This is a genomic window from Pantoea sp. USHLN256 (genome assembly GCF_037149875.1).
Taxonomy (GTDB): Bacteria; Pseudomonadota; Gammaproteobacteria; order Enterobacterales; family Enterobacteriaceae; genus Pantoea; species Pantoea nemavictus.
In genome coordinates this window covers 235,512-252,143 of record NZ_JBBCQO010000005.1, presented here as the reverse complement: position 1 = coordinate 252,143, position 16,632 = coordinate 235,512, and the positions used below count along the sequence as shown (strand labels likewise).

Below are 16,632 nucleotides of genomic sequence, written 5' to 3'. Positions count from 1 at the left end.
AAAGGCGCGAGGGACAGCTCGCGCCTTGATATCGGCGCGTCCTTACATGCCGATATATTTTTTGCCCTGCTTCAGTACCACGTCGCAGGCTTTGGTTTTTAGCTTCTCACCCATCGGCGAGCTGCTCAGGCTTTGCAGATTCAGCTGCTGGCCGTTGCCGGTATTCAGTAAGCCTTGCAAACCCTGCTGATAATCGGTTTTCTGCTCCTGCGCGGCTGGGCTGCTTAAGCCGAGCTTACTCAACACCTGATCCTTCACCGACGTCACGTTGTTATCCACCACGTTATGCTGCACGCAATAGGACATCACGCCCGCGGCGTTGGTCATGCTGTTGGCGCTTACCGCTTTATCGCCGCCGTTCAGCAGGCCGGTCAGCGATGAGAGTGACAATCCGCTATTCTGCGCGTTGTTGGTGTTCGTGTTGCTGGTGCTGTTATTTTGCTGCGACAGTTGTGATGCTGCGCTGCTCAGCTGATCCTGCCAGCTTGCCGCCGATGCGCTCCCCGCCACCATAGCTGCCGCGATGCCCCATCCCCAAATCATGCGTTGTAATTTCATCTCAACCTCGTTGTCTTTTATGTTCTGACTGCGTCAGTTGTGGTTAAGAGAGGTTTGGTTTAGGAAAGTTCCAGATAAGTAGGTGCATAAGGGCAAAATGGGACCGTTCTGGGTTTTGCTCTGCAGGCTGCGGCGGCTGGGATTGGCGCGATAACAAGCGGTTAGCGCTGAAATGCTGTTTTTTTCAACGCTTAGCGCACATCCCCAACGATTCCAGTTGCGCACTCTGCTCGTAACGGTATAATCCCCAACGTTTTCCGCATCCTCTTCAGTGCCGAAGTGGCGAAATCGGTAGACGCAGTTGATTCAAAATCAACCGTAGAGATACATGTCGGTTCGAGTCCGACCTTCGGCACCATCGATTGATGCAAAATTAAGTCGCTTACGAGCGGCTTTTTTTTTGCTTGAATGCTCTCGTTTTACTCTTCGTTTCTACTGAGTTTTTAGCTCTAACAGATGGATGTTCGAAGTAAAATCTTGTCTTATTGGTAATTAATAGGCGCCTCCTGGCTGACGTTACGACAATACCTATCGAATCTAATATCGATATTAACGTGCTTAACTTCATTACATTTCCCCCTAAAATTTCTTTCTAATAGAAGATAATAACTCTATCTTGCCCATGCAATCCACAGAGTTTTTTAAGCAATCTACTCATTACAAATGACGGTGTTTCTTGCCTTTATAAGCTTTTTTTAAACTGTAGGTGTTAACCTCCAGACTCCAATAAGGCATGAAACAAACCCGGGTAAAGACCATGAAATAACTATGTGTTATTTAATTTTTTGTGTATGTTTGTTGAAAGGATAAATAACAAAGGACGATGTAGAATGCCCATTCCAGCAAATCTCTGGCTCAAAGATGATGGCGGTGCTGATATTCGTGGCTCCGTTGATGTACAACATCGGGAAGGCAGTATCGAAGTAACAGGATTTTCCCATAACGTAAGACTTCCAACTGATCCACAAACAGGTAAGCCTACTGGTACAAGAAAGCATGCGCCTATTATCATTCAAAAAGAATTTGATGCTTCTTCACCGTGTCTCTATAAGGCTGTAGCAACAGGACAAAACTTAACGTCGGCTGAAAAATGCTAAACGCTCAGGCTTTTAAGAAACGTCATGCTTTATGGATCTTTTTACTCCTGGCGATTGTCTATGCCATTTACATGTTGTCGAAAATTTCCCCACTTGAACAATCAATAATCCATGAAGAGAAAATTAATAACCAGGTAAATATTTTTATTACTGAAGCAAGTGCGGGCGCTACGACAAATTTCTCATATAATTTTTACTTGTATGATTCTAGTAAATCTGCGGAAAACTTTAAGAGTGCATTAAAGGATGATTATTCTCCGTTCCTCATTACTTCTGATGCTAATGCGTTAAGCAAGGTTGAAAGAGGAGTTATTTATTTGGATGTAAAAGGAAAAGTTTTTGTATTTAACAACACTCCTGCGTATAAATACAATAATTCTATCTATACCGTCCCCGTAGTTATAACTGCAAGGCCTTATTGATATTATTGTCAATGATAGTGATGATTCGTCTGATAACACGGGATGATGCTCACGATTTCTGCAACTAATGCAAAATAAGTCGCTAATAGGTGGTTTTTATTTTTCAATTTTTATAATCGATCATTTTCAAATGTACTGAAGCACTAAAATGCTTGTCGACGTTAACCTGCCGAGAGAGATGCGCTTGCAGCCTTAAGATCCTCTTAAGAACTCCTCGTATAATGGCGCCATAAATTCCAACGATGAGTTCACCATGAAAAACACCCTGATTTCACTTCCGATTCTTTTCTCCGCATTGACCGTTACTTCTGTTCAGGCGGCAAATCCAGCCACCGGCTGTGAAGCTAAAAAGCAGGATATCCAGCAAGAGCTGGCGATGGCGCGTGAACACGGCAATGCAGCCCGCATCGCTGGTCTGGAGAAGGCGTTGCATGAGAATGATGCGCACTGTACCGACAGCGGTTTATTAAAAGCCAGTCAGGATAAAGTTGCGGAGAAGCAATTAAAAGTGCAGGAACGCGAGCAGGATTTACGTGAAGCGCAGGCCAAAGGTCGTAGCGATAAAATCGATAAACAGCAGCGTAAGCTGAACGACGCGCGTGCAGAGCTTAAAGAGGCTCAGGAAGCACTGACGCAATAAATTATGCCTCCCGCAGCGATTAAATTGGTGCTGGTGGGACGCGGATTGTACCAGTAAAAACAGGCTCATCCCGGAGCCTGTCTGCTTTCACCGTTTCACATGCACGCCAACGCCACTCTCTTCCGCGGCAAATTCCATTTTTAACGTCAGCGCCGGTATTTCATAATCCCCACCGTTCTGCTGGCGATACGCAATCGGTACGGTTTCCGCTAAGGTATCCAGTCGTGTGGCCAGAACATCACACCAGCCAGCAAAGCGCTCTGCTGCCGATTTCTGCACGCGATAAAAAACCACCGGTGGCAGCACGCTAAAGCCGGGGTAAAACAGCAAGCCGTGCTGAATGGGGAACAACAGCGCGTCCATCGGTCCATTAATGCCGCGTGGGCTGTAATGCGATTCCCATCCGCCGGTGGTGACCACCAGCATCGCCCGCTTGCCGCTGAGATTGCCTTCACCGTAACGATCGCCCCAATGTTGATCGTTGTGCTCGCCCACGCCGTAAGCAAAGCCGTTGGCGTAAACGCGATCAAACCAGCCTTTCATAATGGCGGGCATGGAGAACCACCACAGCGGGAACTGGAAGATCACCGTATCCGCCCAGCGCAGTTTTTCCTGCTCAGCAGCGATATCTGCAGCTTGCAGTTGATGATCGTAGGCGAAGCGCGAATCCACCGTGGCATCATAATGGCTGCCCACCAGTGGGGCGCGCGCATCGGCGGCGTCGAGCGGCGCTTTCCATTGCATGGCATAAAGATCCGAAACCTGCACCTGATGTCCGGCTTTTTGCAAATGCTGCACGGCAAAATCTTTGAGTGAACCCGTCAGCGAGCGCGGTTCTGGATGGGCATACACAATCAGTACGTTCATAAGCTTAATCCTGTGAGATGAAATCAGCTGCAGGTTAAGTCAGCGCTGGATATAGTAGAAATCAATTGCTGATATCTCAGGTATAGACAAGGTGAATATCAATTCGCTGGATTTGAATCTGCTGCACACGCTTAGCGTACTGTTAGCCGAACAGAACGTGACGCGCGCAGCGCAGCGTCTGCATCTCTCGCAACCCTCCGTTAGCGCCCAGCTGGCGCGGCTGCGGTTAGTGTTTGACGACCCGCTGTTATTGCCCGGCCCACGTGGCATGTTGCCCACCGCACGTGCAGAGGTGTTACGCGAGCCGTTGCGACTGGCGCTGGAAGCGGTGGAGCGGGCGGTTGCAACGCCCGATATTTTCAATCCAGCCGATGCCGATGTGACCTGGCGCATCGCCGCCACCGATTACACGTCGTCCGCGCTGATGTTGCCGGCGTTGAAGCTGATCCGCATGGCTGCACCGCAAAGTCGTATGGCGGTGTTGGCGCTCAATCCGCCGCAGGTGGCGCAGCAGTTGGAGAAGGGCGAGTTGGATCTGGTGTTTCACTCCGGTGATAACGCGCCGCCCACGCTGCATCAACGCAAACTTTTTAGCGAACGCTACGTGCTGGCGGGTCGACGCGATCATCCGCATTTGCAGCAGCCGCCGACGCTGGATCAGTTCTGCCGGCTGGAGTTTGTCATGGTATCGCCGGACGGCGGTGGCTTCAGCGCCGCCACCGATGAGGCACTGGCGCAGCTGGGGCGCTCACGCCGCGTGGTACTCTCGGTGCCGCACTTCCTGTTGATGCAGGAAACGTTGGTGAACAGCGATTTAGTGGCGGTACTGCCGGAGCGACTGGTGCGCCATGCCACGCAACTCACCGTCGTTGATCCACCGCTCGCCATTGCCGGCTTCGATATTTTGCTGCTGTGGCACGAGCGCCTGCATCGCGATCCGGCCCAGCAATGGCTGCGCCAGCAGATCGTGGCGGCGTTATAAACCTGAACATCAACGCGAGGCAGAGTCGCGTTAACGCTGTAACGTCCTCCGGCATAAGCCTTTTTGGCACGATTTTTTCTGAATCCCAATGCGAATAGCGCCGCGCTTTTCCTGCCTGCATCATATTAATGCGACGAAATGGTCGCATTTTATCCTGCAGGAAGACAATCATGAAATCCAATGTATTTATAACCTTGCTGCCGCTTACGCTGGCGGTATTTATCTCCTTTCTCACCATGGGGATGCAACTGCCAGTGCTGCCGCTGCATCTGCAGCAAAATCTCGGTATGGATACGCTTATGATTGGCGCTGTCATCGGGGCGCAGTTTATTGCCGCGCTACTCACGCGTGCCTGGGCCGGTAACTTTGCTGATATGCGCGGACCGAAACGCGCGTTGATCGCCGGGCTGGTGGTGATCGCCAGCTCTGGCTTTATCTACCTGCTTTCGCTGATGTTCATCCATCAGCCGCACACTTCGGTGGCGATTCTACTGCTGGGGCGCGTGGTGCTGGCGCTGGGCGAGAGCCTGATTGCCACGGGGGCTCTCGGCTGGGGTTTGGGCCTGGTTGGGCCGGGCAATGCGGGGAAAGTGATGGCGTGGATTGGTATCGCGATATACGGCGCATGGGCGCTGGGGGCGCCGCTTGGCGTGGTGGTTTATAGCGGCTGGCAATTTAGTGGCATCGCTCTCGCCATCATCGTGATTCCGCTGCTGCCGCTGCTGTTTATCACGCGCACAGATGGCGTACAGCCAACGGCGACGGCGCGAACGCCATTCTATAAGGTGATGAGCGCGGTGTGGCAACCAGGCCTCGGGTTGGCGCTCGCCAGCGTGGGATTTGGCATGATTACCGCCTTTATCGCCTTGCTGTTTGCTGCCAAATCCTGGGGCAACGCATCGCTAGCCTTCACCGCGTTTGGCGTCACCTTTATTGTCGCGCGTCTGTTTTTCGCCCATCTGCCGGACAAGCTGGGCGGGGCACGCGTGGCGCTGCTGTGTGTGATGATTGAGGCGTTTGGCCAGCTGCTGATTTGGCGCGCGGACAGCGCCAGCGTAGCCTATCTTGGCGCAGCGCTGACCGGCTTTGGCTATTCGTTGGCGTTTCCTGGCTTTGGCGTTGAAGCGGTACGTCGCGCACCACCACAAACCCGCAGCCTGGCGATGGGCGCGTATGTTGCGTTTCTCGATATCGCGCTGGGGATCACCAGTCCGGTTGCCGGGGCGCTGGCGGGCCATTTCGGTATTGCATCGGTTTACCTCGCCGGGGCGATAGCGGTGGCGTGCGCGGCGCTGGTGGCGATACGTTTACTGGCGCGTCAGCCAGAGCCACAGCGTGTAATGGAATAAGCATCGCCGCAAAAAATTCACTTCTCCCGCGTCACAAAAATCATCACACTAGCCACCTTTACCATTACGGAGAGATGGCATGATTACCCGATTGCTGCTGGCGATGTCGCTGCTCGCCAGCTTGAGTGCGCCGCTGTTGGCTGATCAAGATGGCGTCTCCTTCAGCCACAAAGACTGGGAGCTGGCCTGTGATAACACGCTGACCTGTCGCGCCGCCGGGTACAGCGCTGAAGAGGGCGCGGGCGGCTCGGTGCTGCTGGTGCGCGCCGGCGGACCCAACGCAGTAACGCACGGCCGCGTGGTGCTGGCCGATACCGGCGATGATGATTCAAAGCAGGTTGATGCGTTGACGCTATGGATTGACGATCGTGCGTTAGGCAACGTGACGAAAGCCGACAACGACGAGTGGACGCTGACGGATGCGCAAACGCAGGCGTTGATCAATGCCATTAAAGGCAGCGAAAAAGTGGAGTTTCGCGGTGGGGAACAACCGTTCGATCTCTCCAGCAATGGCGCCTTTGCCACGCTGCTGAAGATGGATGATGCGCAAGGTCGTCTTAGCACGCCGGGCGCGCTGGTGCGCAAAGGGAACAAGCCGGAAACCAGCGTGCCGGCGGCGCTGGCAATGCCGGTGATTCAGCAGGTGAACGTGGCGAAGGCCGATGCGCGTCCATTAACGGCTGACGAGCTAGCGCTGCTGAAGCCGAAGCTGATTGCGTCTCTCACCGATGACGACAGCTGCGACAATCTGGCGCCGTCCGACGATCAACCGGAAGAGGGCGCAGAGCCGTTGACGCTGACGCCCGTGGATGATGCGCATGTGCTGATCGCCGCGCTGTGCTGGCGCGGGGCTTACAACGAAGGCTACGGTTTTTGGCTGATCGACAAAGCGTTGCAGGGCAAACCGCAGCTGGTGACGGATTCCGGTACAGATTACAGTGCAGGCGTGATCACGGAAGCGCAGAAAGGGCGCGGTATCGGCGACTGTTGGAGCACCGCGGCGTGGGTGTGGGATGGCAAAGATTTTGTGCAAAGCAGTGATGCCACCACCGGCATGTGTCGCGCGATTCGCGCGGGCGGCGCATGGCAGTTGCCAACGTGGGTGACCGAGGTTAAACCGGCGACTTGATAAATAACCGCACATAACCGTAGCGGCGCGATTTATCGCGCGTGTTTTGGCCGCAATATCGCGTTCAAAAGCGCGCAATAAATTGCGCCGCTACCAAAGAATCCCCGATTATTTACCGCAGCACTGCTTGTACTTTTTACCGCTGCCGCATGGGCAAGGATCGTTGCGACCGGTTTTCTCGCCGGCAAAGTGCGGCAACTGCGGTTCCGGGTCAGGCTGCGCCATACGCTGTTCCTGCCAGTATTCATGTAGCTCCAGCGCGGCGGGGCGAATCGCGTCGATGCTGGCTTCAAACTCTTCTGGCGTGAAGGCTTCGCGCTTCGCTAGCTGCTCGTCGCTGCCGTGCAGGGTGATCGCCTCCATCATCGGCTGCAGTGACTCCGGCAGCAGCGACCAATCCGCATCCAGCGCGACGCCGCGCAGATAGCCGTAGCACCAATCTTCCACCACGGTGAATTCCTGGCCTTCCATCTCTTGCGTGCCAAACAGCGGATCGAACTGCTCTGGGAATTCGGCCAGGCGCTCGGCAATATCGTTCAGATGCTGAAACGTCAGCGTCATAAAGCGATCCATTTCGCGCTCGTTAGACCATTTAGGAATGTGCTTTTTGCCGCCCCACATCGCCACCAGCCACTCGCTCGGCTCAATGTCGTTCGGGCCAGAGAGCAGCGCGGTCAGCATGCCATCCAGTTCGGCGGTATCCACCACTGCGTGTTCGTTGCCGTATTTCTCCAGCATATCTTCAAGCCAGTTCAGCTCTTTTTCGGTTAACGGGCCCTGGTTCATACGGCGTCTCCTGCGGTTGCTCATGGTTGGGCAATGCCCAAATAGTATTGGCGGCGATTATAGCGGGAAGCAGTTGTGATTAACCGCTTTTTGCATATCGATTGCTGAACCTTTCCTAAAAATCATTCGCCATAACATATTGCCCAACAGTATTGGCTGCGGTTGCTGACAGATGGCAGCGTAAACAGAGAATTTTTCTGCCTAAAGGATGCAAATGTATGGCCACTACGTTGCCGGTACTGGATTTATCCCTGCTGGAACTGCCTGATGCCGAACAGGCGCCATATCTGGCCGAGCTGCGAGAAACCGCGCGCGACGTGGGCTTCTTTTATTTAATTAACCATGGCATCAATCCGCAACTGCTGCAGAACGTGCAGAGCATCACGCGGGCATTTTTTGCCTTGCCGGATGAAGAGAAGCAGCGCGTTTCGATGATTCATTCACCGCACTTTCGCGGCTACAACCGTGCGGGCGTGGAATATACCCGTGAGCAGCGCGATCAGCGCGAGCAGTTTGATATCGGCGCGGAGCGCGCGGCGTTGACGTTGCAGCCGGACGATGCGGCTTGGAAACAGCTGCAGGGTCCAAATTTATGGCCCCAGGCGCTGCCACAGCTGCGCCCGGTGATCCATGCGTGGCAGCAGGCAATGACCGACGTTGCACTGCGTTTACTGCGCGCCTTCGCCAAATCGCTGTCGCTGCCGCCGAACGCCTTCGATGCACTCTACGGCACGCACCCCAACGAACATGTGAAGCTGATTCGCTATCCAGGTCAGGATGCAGATGCCAGCCAGCAAGGCGTTGGCGCACATAAAGATTCCGGTTTTCTAACCTTTCTGTTGCAGGACGAGCAGAGAGGTTTGCAGGTGGAAGTGACGCCGGATAATTGGGTAGATGCGCTGCCAAAACCGGGCGCTTTTGTGGTGAACATCGGCGAATTGCTGGAAATTGCCACCAATGGTTATCTGCGTGCCACCGTACATCGCGTGGTATCGCCTCCTGCGTGCCAGCAGCGGATTTCGATCGCGTTCTTCCTCGGCGCGCAGCTGGACGCCGAAGTTCCGCTGTATCAGTTACCGCCTCAACTGGCCGCGGAAGCACGCGGACCAACCAGCGATCCCAGCAATCCGCTACTGCGGGAGGTGGGCTGGAACTATCTCAAGGGGCGTTTGCGATCGCATCGCGACGTAGCGCAGCGTTATTACGCTGACACCCTCAATAGCGTTAAATCATAAGAAACTAAGGGAAGCAGATGAATAAAAAGGTGATAGCAACGTTGGCGATGGTTTCGATTTTCAGCACTTACGCATCGGCGGCGGCACTGCGCGTGGCGGCGGATGCCGTACCGCACAGCGAAATCCTTAACCACATCAAACAGACCGATAAAAAGCTCGATCTTAAGGTGATTGAACTCAATGGCAACCTTAACGCCAACGAACTGCTGGCGCGCGGAGACGTGGATGCCAATTACTTCCAGCATGTGCCTTATCTGCGCGATCAGGAAAAAGCGTTGGGCGAGAAATTTTCTGTCGTCGCTACCGTGCATATTGAGCCGCTGGGCATTTACTCGCACAAAGTGAAATCACTGAAAGATCTGCCTGATGGCGCGCAGGTGGCGGTGCCAAATAACGTCACCAATCTGAGCCGCGCCCTTTATCTGTTGCAGGCCAATGGCTTACTGAAGTTGAAGAGCAGCAGCGCTGAGACGCTGGTGACATCGGCAGACATTACCGACAACCCGCATCATCTAAAAATTATTGAAGTGGAAGCGCCGCAGCTGCCGCGCGCGCTGGACGATGCGCAGTTAGCCATCATCAACGGTAACTACGCCCTGCAGGCAGGATTAGTGCCTTCAAAGGATGCGCTGGCGCTGGAGCAAGCGCAGGATAATCCGTACGCCAACGTGCTGGTCACCACGCCGAAACTGGCGCACGATCCGCGTATTCTTGAATTAGCCAAAGATCTTGAGTCAAAGCAAACCGCTGAATTTATTAACCAGCATTACAAAGGTTCGGTTATTCCTGTTAATCATTAATCCCCTGGCGCCTCCTGTTTTTGCCAGGTGGCGCTGACTTTCTTCTGTGCTATATTTCGCCACCAACACCCGCCGCGCCTTTTTAAAACCATAAAAATTCTCTAAATCCATTGCCATGATTACCTTTGCCAGGAAAAAACGGGTGCTGTGCCATCGTTTAGCGCGATGCATCATTCTGCTGTGCATCAGCCTGCTGCTCAATGCTTGCGGCACGCTGTCGCAAACCTCCGCGCCGGTGAGCGATAAAGTTTACCTTTCTCATGACACGTTCAATGAAAACGTCGATGACATTGTGCGTCACTACATGCAGCAGAAGCAGGTTTCCGGCATCAGCATCGCGATCATCCACCAGCGTAGTCAGCCCACATTTTATAGCTTTGGCGTCACCGATGCGGTGCACCGTTATCCCATCTCGCCCGATACCTTGTTCGCACTGGGTTCACTGAGTAAAGGCATCACCGCCGAGGTGATTATTGAGCTGGTGGATCGGGGCGAGCTGCACTGGAACGACACGCTAGCGACGCTGTTACCGCCGAACGTGCCGCTGAGCGCCGATGCCAAACGCATTACGCTGCTACAGCTGGTAACGCACACCTCGGGGTTACCGCGCCAGGATATGGATTTGCCGATGTTCATAAAATTCATGGGCTATTTGCGCAGCGGCGAGAACTTTTACGGCAACCTGGACAGCGATGCGGTGTTGGATTATCTCGCCGATTTTAGCGCGCCTGCGCATCCCACCGCCCGCTACTCCAATCTCGGCTATGCGCTGCTCGGCTACATTCTCAAGCATCGCTTTCATCAGGACATCGAAACGCTGGCGCAACGCAACATGTTCCAGCCGCTGGGCATGACCAGCAGCAGCTTTGAGCCGCAACGTCTGCGCGGTTATCCGTGGCGTGCGATTGGCCATGCGGGCGATCAGCCAAAATTGATTCCACGCGGCCAAATAACGCCAGACTGGGCGTTCAATAACAATATGGTGGCGGCCGCCAGCCTGTATAGCAACGCGCGCGATTTGATTCGCTATCTGGATGCGCACCTGCACGACGGCGCGGGCAGCTCACTCAACGCGGCGTTTGCGCAGGTCAATCACGGCTACGAGCAGCACGGCAATCAGTCGCAAAATATCGCCTGGGTGACGGATCATTATGGCGATCAGCAAATTACCTATCAGGTCGGTTATATTGGCGGTTACTCAAGCTTTATTGGTTTCGATAAGCAGAACGGCAATGCGATTGTGGTGCTGCAGAACGCGTTTAACTGGAGTAATTATCTCGGCATTGCTCTATTGATGGATCTGGCGCAGAAAAAACACCACAGTAATTAACATGGTTGCTTGCAATTTTACTGCGCCAAAAATGGCGATAGCTGAGGTATGCTGAGCAGCGAAATTTGACGCGCTAAGCGCGCCGGGGGAACCTTCTGCGTGCCGCACTTGTCAGTAAATTGGACAGTTAATAATTAACCAGAGTGGAAATCACCAATGCGCAGGACACACGTCACCCTTCTTTCTGCAGGAATTTTTCTGGGCGCTTTAAGCCTTACGCCAGCTGCGCTGGCTGAAGGCGAGCAAACGGATGCCGTACCCACCCCGCCGCAGGTGCAGCAGACCGCACCCGACGCACAAACGCAGGCGCCAGCCGCAGATGCCCAAACTCAAGCGCCGGCGGCCGATACGCCCGCTAGCAATGAACCGGCTGAATCCAGTGGCGATGTCGCACCGATTCGTCCTCCGCAAAGCGGCGATGCCACGGCACCCAATAATTACGATCTGACCACCATTATCATCGACTACAAAGAGTACAAAGTCGGCGACGTGGTGCCAGAAGAGTATCGTAAAAAGCAGTACACCATTGTCCAGTGGCAGCCGCGCCATCTGCCCGCGCCGCAGCCTGGCACGCATTGGGCTTATATCAATGCCAACTACATCCTGATCACCGATGACAGCGGTAAGATCGTGATGGGCAAATCGGGCGAAATCTTCTTCCGCGGTTAATCTCCGCGCAGCAGACGCGCTAGCTGCGCGACGCCTGCCGTAATCTGGCTGGTGCTGGTGTTGCCATAACCCAGCACCAGCCCTTGCTGCTTGTGCTCTCCAAGATAAAATCCCGACAGCGCGCCCGGCGCGTAGTTACTGTGGATCAGCCGATCCACCAGCGCCATATCGTTTTGATCATCTGGCAGTGATAACACCAGATGCATGCCACATTCGCCGCCCTGTATCGCTACCTCAGCACCAAAGGTTTGCTGCAAAGCCTGACGCAACGTTGTCTGACGTTGACGATAGAGCCGACGCATTTTGCTCAGATGGCGGCTGAAGTCACCGCTGCGTAAAAACAGCGCCAGCGCCTGCTGCTCCGGGCGATTGCCGCCGCGCAGCAGTTCATGCAGGGCAGGACGCAGCGGCGCTAGCAGCTGCGGTGGCAACACCATAAAACCGAGGCGCAGTGCTGGAAACAGCGTTTTACTGAACGAACCGACGTAGATCACTGGCGTAGGTTGCATCATGCCCTGCATGGCGGCGATGGGTTCTCCGCTGTAACGAAAGTCGCTGTCGTAATCATCTTCGATAATCCACGTTTGATGTTCACGTGCCGCCGCTAATAGCGCCAGACGACGCGGTGCGCTCATGATCGCGCCGGTGGGATATTGATGGGTTGGCGTGGTGTAAATCAGGCGTGGCCGACGCTGCAGCCAATCCTGTGGATTGGCTGCCAGGCCCTGGCTATCGACGTTTACCGGCTCAATCTGCATATCACCGAGGCGCATGGCCGCCTTTGCGCCGCGATAGCCAGGTTCTTCAATCCAACCGATGTCGCCAGGGCTGCTAAGCAGCGCGACGCACAGCGTAAGCGCCTGCTGCGCACCTTCGGTAATCACGATTTGCTCTGGCGTACAGCGCACGCCGCGCGCCAGAGCTAAATGCTGGGCCAGCGCTTCCCGCAGCGTACGTTCGCCGAGCGGATCGCCATAGCCCAGCAGCTGCTGCGGCTGATGCAGCATCACGCGGTTCAATGCGCGTCGCCATTGTGCCAGCGGGAAATGCGCCAGCGAAGGAACACCGGGTCGCAGCGCCATCTCCTGGCTGAAGGTGCGATGGCTGGAGCGCAGCTCGGCGATGCGCGGCGACAAGGTAACCTCGCTACTGGCGTACGGCTCTTTATCCGCGGCCTGCAGCGCCATGTTACCGATGCGACTGCCCTGGCGATCGCTGATGATGAAACCTTCGGCCTGTAGCTGTGACCACACGGCCATCACCGTATTTCGTGAAACGCCAAGATCCAGCGCCAGCTGTCGCGTGGCGGGCAAGCGCGTACCGGCCGCCAGTTTTCCCGTCAGAATCGCCTGTTTGATGCGCTGAAAAAGCTGTTGCTGCAGTGTCTGCGCGCCATGGGTTTCCAGCGGTGCCAGTAATAATCGGTGTAGCTCAACATCACTCATAAGCGCATTTCCGTGGATCCATCAAATGGCATCATTGTGGCGCTTTTTAACACTCCAGCAAAGTGGCACTCTGCTGCACAGGCCCCTAACTTTTTAAGGAATCGAGGAATGTCGCAACACACCAACGTTTATGGACAACCGGTAGGATTTCCGCTGCCCGATTGGCAACCCCGCGCCTGGCCAGAGTATGAGACTTTTTCGGGTGACTATTGCCGGCTAGAGCCGCTCAGTGCCGATCGTCATGGCCGCGAACTGTTTGCCGCCTATGCGCAAGCTGCGGATGGGCGAGATTGGACCTATATGTTCGCCGAGCCCTTTGCAGATGAGGCGGCTTATGTGGCTTATGCGCGCCAGCTGGAAAACGGCCGCGATCCGCTGCATTTCGCGGTAATCGATCCGGCCAGCAATCGCGCGGTTGGCAGCCTGGCGTTGATGCGCATTGATGCCACGCACGGATCGATTGAAGTCGGCCACGTTGCCTTTTCACCCCTGCTGAAGCAAACCCGTATGGCCACTGAAGCGCATTATTTGCTGATGCGTTATGCCTTTGAAAACTTGGGCTATCGCCGTTATGAGTGGAAGTGCGACAGTTGCAATCAACCCTCACGTAACGCGGCGCAGCGGTTGGGATTTCAGTTCGAAGGTACCTTCCGTCAGGCGATTGTTTATAAAGGCCGCAGCCGTGATACCTGTTGGTTCTCCATCATCGACAGCGAGTGGCCGCAGGTGAAACAGGGCTTCGAACGCTGGCTGGCGGCGGAGAACTTTACGGAGCAGGGAGCGCAGCGTGAAAGGCTGGAGGCACTGCACGTGAAGAGAAAGTAACGCGATTTGCTAATAAAAAAGGCCTGCACGCAGGCAGGCCTTGAAGTCCAGCAGAATCAGCTTAACGTTGCGGCTGCGGAATAATTTTTATATCCACCATACCGATGCCCAGTTTGCGCGGATCCTGGCCGATGATGTTGCCGTCATTCGACTCCTGCGGCTCCGGCGGTGCAATAATCAAGTTGCGGCTACCGGTGGGATTGGTGAAATGCAGCGTGGTGGTGGAGAAATCTTCCCCCAGATTCAACGGCTGCTCCTGATCTCCCACGCGCACCGGGATTGGCCGATGCGCATTGGGGCCGAAGCCACGCGCGGTGATCACCACATCAAAGCGCTCAGGCAGCGGATCTTTGTATTCAATATTCACTTCAGGTGCCAGATTAGCGTTCGACCAACGTCCCCAGTTTTCCAGCCGTGATATGCCTTTGAAGCTCTTAACACTGCTCGGCGCGCCGGGCACCGTTAACAGGAAGCTGTCTGCGTTGTAGCGAATAGCATTGTCTTCAATGCGAATCTGCTGTTCGTTCAGCTGGAACGTTGCTGCGCTCACCTCCGCTTTCGGGAAGGTGACTTTACTTTTCCACAGCGGCTTATCAATTCGGGTTACGCTCGGTTTGCCGCCCATTTGCCCCATCGAAATACACAGATCGTTCGATAGCGCTAAATCAGGCTGCCACAGGCGGGCCATCTTGAAGCAGCGATCGACCCAGACGAATTTGTCAGCGGCAGCGAATTTGGAGAGCTGATAGCGCAGTGGCTCAGCGTATTCACCTTCCGGCAGCGGTTCGACATGTTTATCAGAGACGCGGAACAGAATCGGCAGCTTGAAGGTCGCGCCCGAGAAGCTGAAAGTATTCTTCTGCTGATCGATCGTGAAGCTCTCCATCTTACTGGGGAAATTCCACAGTTGGATGATATCCGCTTTCCACGCCGTGACGCGCTTCGCCATATCCTCTAACTGGGTAGACAGCGAGACCGAGGAGAGACCGCTGCGACCCAGGCCGATGGCGTTATCACCGCCGAGAATATCCAGCACCGTCGCACCGTTATCCAGCGTGCTGCGTTTGCTATCGAGCACTTCTGCCTGTGGCTGATCGCCACGAATGACCATAAACAGGTCATGGCGCGGCTGTTTGATCAAATATTGATGCGCCGTGTTGTTCATCGCCAGGTGATCGGACGTCACCACGATGATGGTATTTTTAAACCACGGCGAGGCCTTAATGCGCTCAATCAGCCGCGCCACATGCTCTTGTGAACAGGCCACGGCACTAAATGACTGGTTCGGTTTACCGTCATAGCTGTAGCTTTTGCGTTGGCAGCTGCGCGAGATAAAACCATCCGGATGATGGGTATCTACCGTTAGCGTGAACAATGCAAAGCGCTTCTGCTCACGGGACAGCTCCTCGTATTTCTCAAATACCTCATCCATCACCGTGTCATCGTAGTAGCCCCAGTTATTGCGATAGGCGGGATCGGCGACGCGGCTTTTGAGCTCCTCAGAGCCGTACATATTGGCGGCATCAAAGCCGTGCGACAGCAGAAAAGTATCTTTACCGGCGAAACGCAAATCCGCGCCCTGAATAAACCAGTTCTCGTAGCCGGAGTTTTTCAGGATATCGCCGAGACAAATATTCTGCGGATAAAAGCTGGAGAGCGAAGCCGAGGCGTTGCCATCAAAAGGGGCAAACAGCGGAATGCCGCACTGCGAAGCCACCATGCCGGCAATGGTGTAGTCGGTGCCGGGTAACTGTTCGGTTTGGCTGAAATCGATGCTCTGGTCTTTTTCACGGCTGAGTTCGGGCGCCAGGCCGGGAAAGGCATGCTGATTGAAGTAGGTCCGTTCGAGGCTTTCGCCATAGATATAGACCAGATTGAGCTTCGGCTCGGCTATCACCTTGTTTGGCGTTTTGTAATAGGTTTCGAAATCTGAATCAGCGAGACGCGTGTGGGAGGCGATCAGCTCTTTCACCTGACGAAACGCCGGCGTGGTTTGTACGGAACCGGCAGCACAGGCAATAGCCAGTAAACTCCAGCCGAGATGATGCTGGGTCTTGCGGCGACGCAGCAGCCATGTAAGCAGGCAAAATAGCGAGAACAGGCCAATGATTAACCCGATGGCCGGCACCACATATTTGCTCACGCCCGCGCCCGTCAGGCTATTGGTGAGGGTGTAGAGCACCGCATCATTGATTCCATCGCCCGTGAAATAGTTGCTGGCGAACAGCGTGACGTTAAGCACGATGAACAGGGTAAGCAGCAGCAAGATCAGACTAAACCAGAATTTATTTCGCCCGGCTTTAAAGGAGTAGACCGCAATCGCAGCCAAAAAGAGTACAACCGAAACCATTTCGGACAACGTCAGATCCTCATCTTGAATGAATACGCATTCCCTGCGTCAACGACCCTCTTTGGGGGATTTTTGCGTCAATCTATATCGGGTGTCACAAGGCTGCAACACATCCAACCAGATTTGTGCGATGCATTCCGATTCGTTT

Annotated in this window: 15 protein-coding genes, 1 tRNA gene and 1 pseudogene; 12 read left to right on the top strand and 5 right to left on the bottom strand. The window is 54.5% G+C overall.

The genetic code is table 11. The annotated features are described in order from the left end of the window. Positions 1–42 precede the first annotated feature (42 nt). Entirely contained in the window at positions 43–558 is a 516-nt protein-coding gene (locus WFL93_RS14970) for a DUF2501 domain-containing protein (protein WP_007886783.1), read from the bottom strand. A 273-nt stretch (positions 559–831) separates the two neighbouring features. Here WFL93_RS14970 and WFL93_RS14965 point away from each other — a divergent pair. The 4 genes and pseudogenes from WFL93_RS14965 (at position 832) to WFL93_RS14950 (ending at position 2,717) form a co-directional block, all read left to right on the top strand. After that, a tRNA-Leu gene (locus tag WFL93_RS14965) sits at positions 832–916 on the top strand. A 472-nt stretch (positions 917–1,388) separates the two neighbouring features. Then, positions 1,389–1,646: pseudogene (locus WFL93_RS14960) on the top strand (Hcp family type VI secretion system effector); the annotation flags it as partial. 2 nt (positions 1,647–1,648) lie between these two features. Then, positions 1,649–2,077, top strand: a complete 429-nt coding sequence (locus tag WFL93_RS14955; RefSeq protein ID WP_336778479.1) for a hypothetical protein — start codon at positions 1,649–1,651, stop codon at positions 2,075–2,077. A gap of 253 nt (positions 2,078–2,330) precedes the next feature. After that, the gene (locus WFL93_RS14950; protein ID WP_336778478.1) at positions 2,331–2,717 is read left to right on the top strand and encodes a DUF1090 domain-containing protein; all 387 of its coding nucleotides are present in this window, start codon (positions 2,331–2,333) and stop codon (positions 2,715–2,717) included. A gap of 87 nt (positions 2,718–2,804) precedes the next feature. On the opposite strand, the gene WFL93_RS14945 is transcribed toward WFL93_RS14950, so the two are convergent. After that, positions 2,805–3,584: an NAD(P)H-dependent oxidoreductase gene (locus tag WFL93_RS14945; RefSeq protein ID WP_336778477.1), complete on the bottom strand. Its 780-nt coding sequence runs from the start codon at positions 3,582–3,584 to the stop codon at positions 2,805–2,807. A 91-nt stretch (positions 3,585–3,675) separates the two neighbouring features. Between WFL93_RS14945 and WFL93_RS14940 the strand changes: the two genes are divergently transcribed. From WFL93_RS14940 to WFL93_RS14930, 3 genes are all read left to right on the top strand, one after another. Then, positions 3,676–4,566, top strand: a complete 891-nt coding sequence (locus WFL93_RS14940; RefSeq protein ID WP_336778476.1) for a LysR family transcriptional regulator — start codon at positions 3,676–3,678, stop codon at positions 4,564–4,566. 170 nt (positions 4,567–4,736) lie between these two features. Continuing rightward, positions 4,737–5,915, top strand: coding sequence for an arabinose transporter (locus tag WFL93_RS14935; protein WP_336778475.1), 1,179 nt, complete (start codon positions 4,737–4,739; stop codon positions 5,913–5,915). Between the two features lie 79 nt (positions 5,916–5,994). Beyond that, positions 5,995–7,044: a DUF1176 domain-containing protein gene (locus WFL93_RS14930; protein ID WP_336778474.1), complete on the top strand. Its 1,050-nt coding sequence runs from the start codon at positions 5,995–5,997 to the stop codon at positions 7,042–7,044. Positions 7,045–7,152: 108 nt separating this feature from the next. Here WFL93_RS14930 and WFL93_RS14925 read toward each other — a convergent pair whose 3' ends face one another. Continuing rightward, a complete protein-coding gene (locus WFL93_RS14925) occupies positions 7,153–7,830 on the bottom strand; it encodes a YecA/YgfB family protein (protein WP_007886798.1) in 678 nt (225 codons plus the stop codon). 218 nt (positions 7,831–8,048) lie between these two features. Between WFL93_RS14925 and WFL93_RS14920 the strand changes: the two genes are divergently transcribed. The 4 genes from WFL93_RS14920 (at position 8,049) to WFL93_RS14905 (ending at position 11,864) form a co-directional block, all read left to right on the top strand. Further along, on the top strand, positions 8,049–9,065 hold the full coding sequence (locus WFL93_RS14920; protein ID WP_336778473.1) for an isopenicillin N synthase family dioxygenase: 1,017 nt from the start codon (positions 8,049–8,051) through the stop codon (positions 9,063–9,065). Positions 9,066–9,082: 17 nt separating this feature from the next. Next, the gene (locus WFL93_RS14915; RefSeq protein ID WP_336778472.1) at positions 9,083–9,865 is read left to right on the top strand and encodes a MetQ/NlpA family ABC transporter substrate-binding protein; all 783 of its coding nucleotides are present in this window, start codon (positions 9,083–9,085) and stop codon (positions 9,863–9,865) included. A 142-nt stretch (positions 9,866–10,007) separates the two neighbouring features. Then, on the top strand, positions 10,008–11,195 hold the full coding sequence (locus tag WFL93_RS14910) for a serine hydrolase domain-containing protein (RefSeq protein ID WP_336778471.1): 1,188 nt from the start codon (positions 10,008–10,010) through the stop codon (positions 11,193–11,195). A gap of 156 nt (positions 11,196–11,351) precedes the next feature. After that, the gene (locus tag WFL93_RS14905; protein WP_336778470.1) at positions 11,352–11,864 is read left to right on the top strand and encodes an RcnB family protein; all 513 of its coding nucleotides are present in this window, start codon (positions 11,352–11,354) and stop codon (positions 11,862–11,864) included. Here WFL93_RS14905 and pdxR read toward each other — a convergent pair. Continuing rightward, positions 11,861–13,309 (bottom strand): MocR-like pyridoxine biosynthesis transcription factor PdxR, encoded by a 1,449-nt coding sequence (gene pdxR / locus WFL93_RS14900; RefSeq protein WP_336778469.1) that lies wholly within the window; start codon positions 13,307–13,309, stop codon positions 11,861–11,863. The two genes, WFL93_RS14905 and pdxR, sit on opposite strands and share 4 nt — an antisense overlap. 108 nt (positions 13,310–13,417) lie before the next feature. Here pdxR and WFL93_RS14895 point away from each other — a divergent pair, with 108 nt between their 5' ends. Continuing rightward, positions 13,418–14,134 carry a GNAT family N-acetyltransferase gene (locus WFL93_RS14895; RefSeq protein ID WP_336778468.1) on the top strand — a complete coding sequence of 239 codons (717 nt, stop codon included), beginning with the start codon at positions 13,418–13,420 and terminating at the stop codon, positions 14,132–14,134. A 61-nt stretch (positions 14,135–14,195) separates the two neighbouring features. Here the strand turns inward: WFL93_RS14895 and opgB are convergent, their stop codons facing one another. After that, complete coding sequence (gene opgB, locus WFL93_RS14890) at positions 14,196–16,493, bottom strand: phosphatidylglycerol--membrane-oligosaccharide glycerophosphotransferase (protein WP_336778467.1); 2,298 nt, start codon at positions 16,491–16,493, stop codon at positions 14,196–14,198. Positions 16,494–16,632 lie beyond the last annotated feature (139 nt).

Excerpts from the sequence above, each read along its gene's own strand:
- WFL93_RS14895 (WP_336778468.1), top strand. The coding sequence starts at position 13,418 with ATGTCGCAACACACCAACGTTTATGGACAACCGGTAGGATTTCCGCTG.
- WFL93_RS14925 (WP_007886798.1), bottom strand. The coding sequence starts at position 7,830 with ATGAACCAGGGCCCGTTAACCGAAAAAGAGCTGAACTGGCTTGAAGAT.
- WFL93_RS14935 (WP_336778475.1), top strand. The coding sequence starts at position 4,737 with ATGAAATCCAATGTATTTATAACCTTGCTGCCGCTTACGCTGGCGGTA.
- pdxR (WP_336778469.1), bottom strand. The coding sequence starts at position 13,309 with ATGAGTGATGTTGAGCTACACCGATTATTACTGGCACCGCTGGAAACC.
- WFL93_RS14905 (WP_336778470.1), top strand. The coding sequence starts at position 11,352 with ATGCGCAGGACACACGTCACCCTTCTTTCTGCAGGAATTTTTCTGGGC.
- WFL93_RS14950 (WP_336778478.1), top strand. The coding sequence starts at position 2,331 with ATGAAAAACACCCTGATTTCACTTCCGATTCTTTTCTCCGCATTGACC.
- WFL93_RS14915 (WP_336778472.1), top strand. The coding sequence starts at position 9,083 with ATGAATAAAAAGGTGATAGCAACGTTGGCGATGGTTTCGATTTTCAGC.
- WFL93_RS14955 (WP_336778479.1), top strand. The coding sequence starts at position 1,649 with ATGCTAAACGCTCAGGCTTTTAAGAAACGTCATGCTTTATGGATCTTT.
- WFL93_RS14945 (WP_336778477.1), bottom strand. The coding sequence starts at position 3,584 with ATGAACGTACTGATTGTGTATGCCCATCCAGAACCGCGCTCGCTGACG.
- WFL93_RS14930 (WP_336778474.1), top strand. The coding sequence starts at position 5,995 with ATGATTACCCGATTGCTGCTGGCGATGTCGCTGCTCGCCAGCTTGAGT.
- WFL93_RS14970 (WP_007886783.1), bottom strand. The coding sequence starts at position 558 with ATGAAATTACAACGCATGATTTGGGGATGGGGCATCGCGGCAGCTATG.
- WFL93_RS14920 (WP_336778473.1), top strand. The coding sequence starts at position 8,049 with ATGGCCACTACGTTGCCGGTACTGGATTTATCCCTGCTGGAACTGCCT.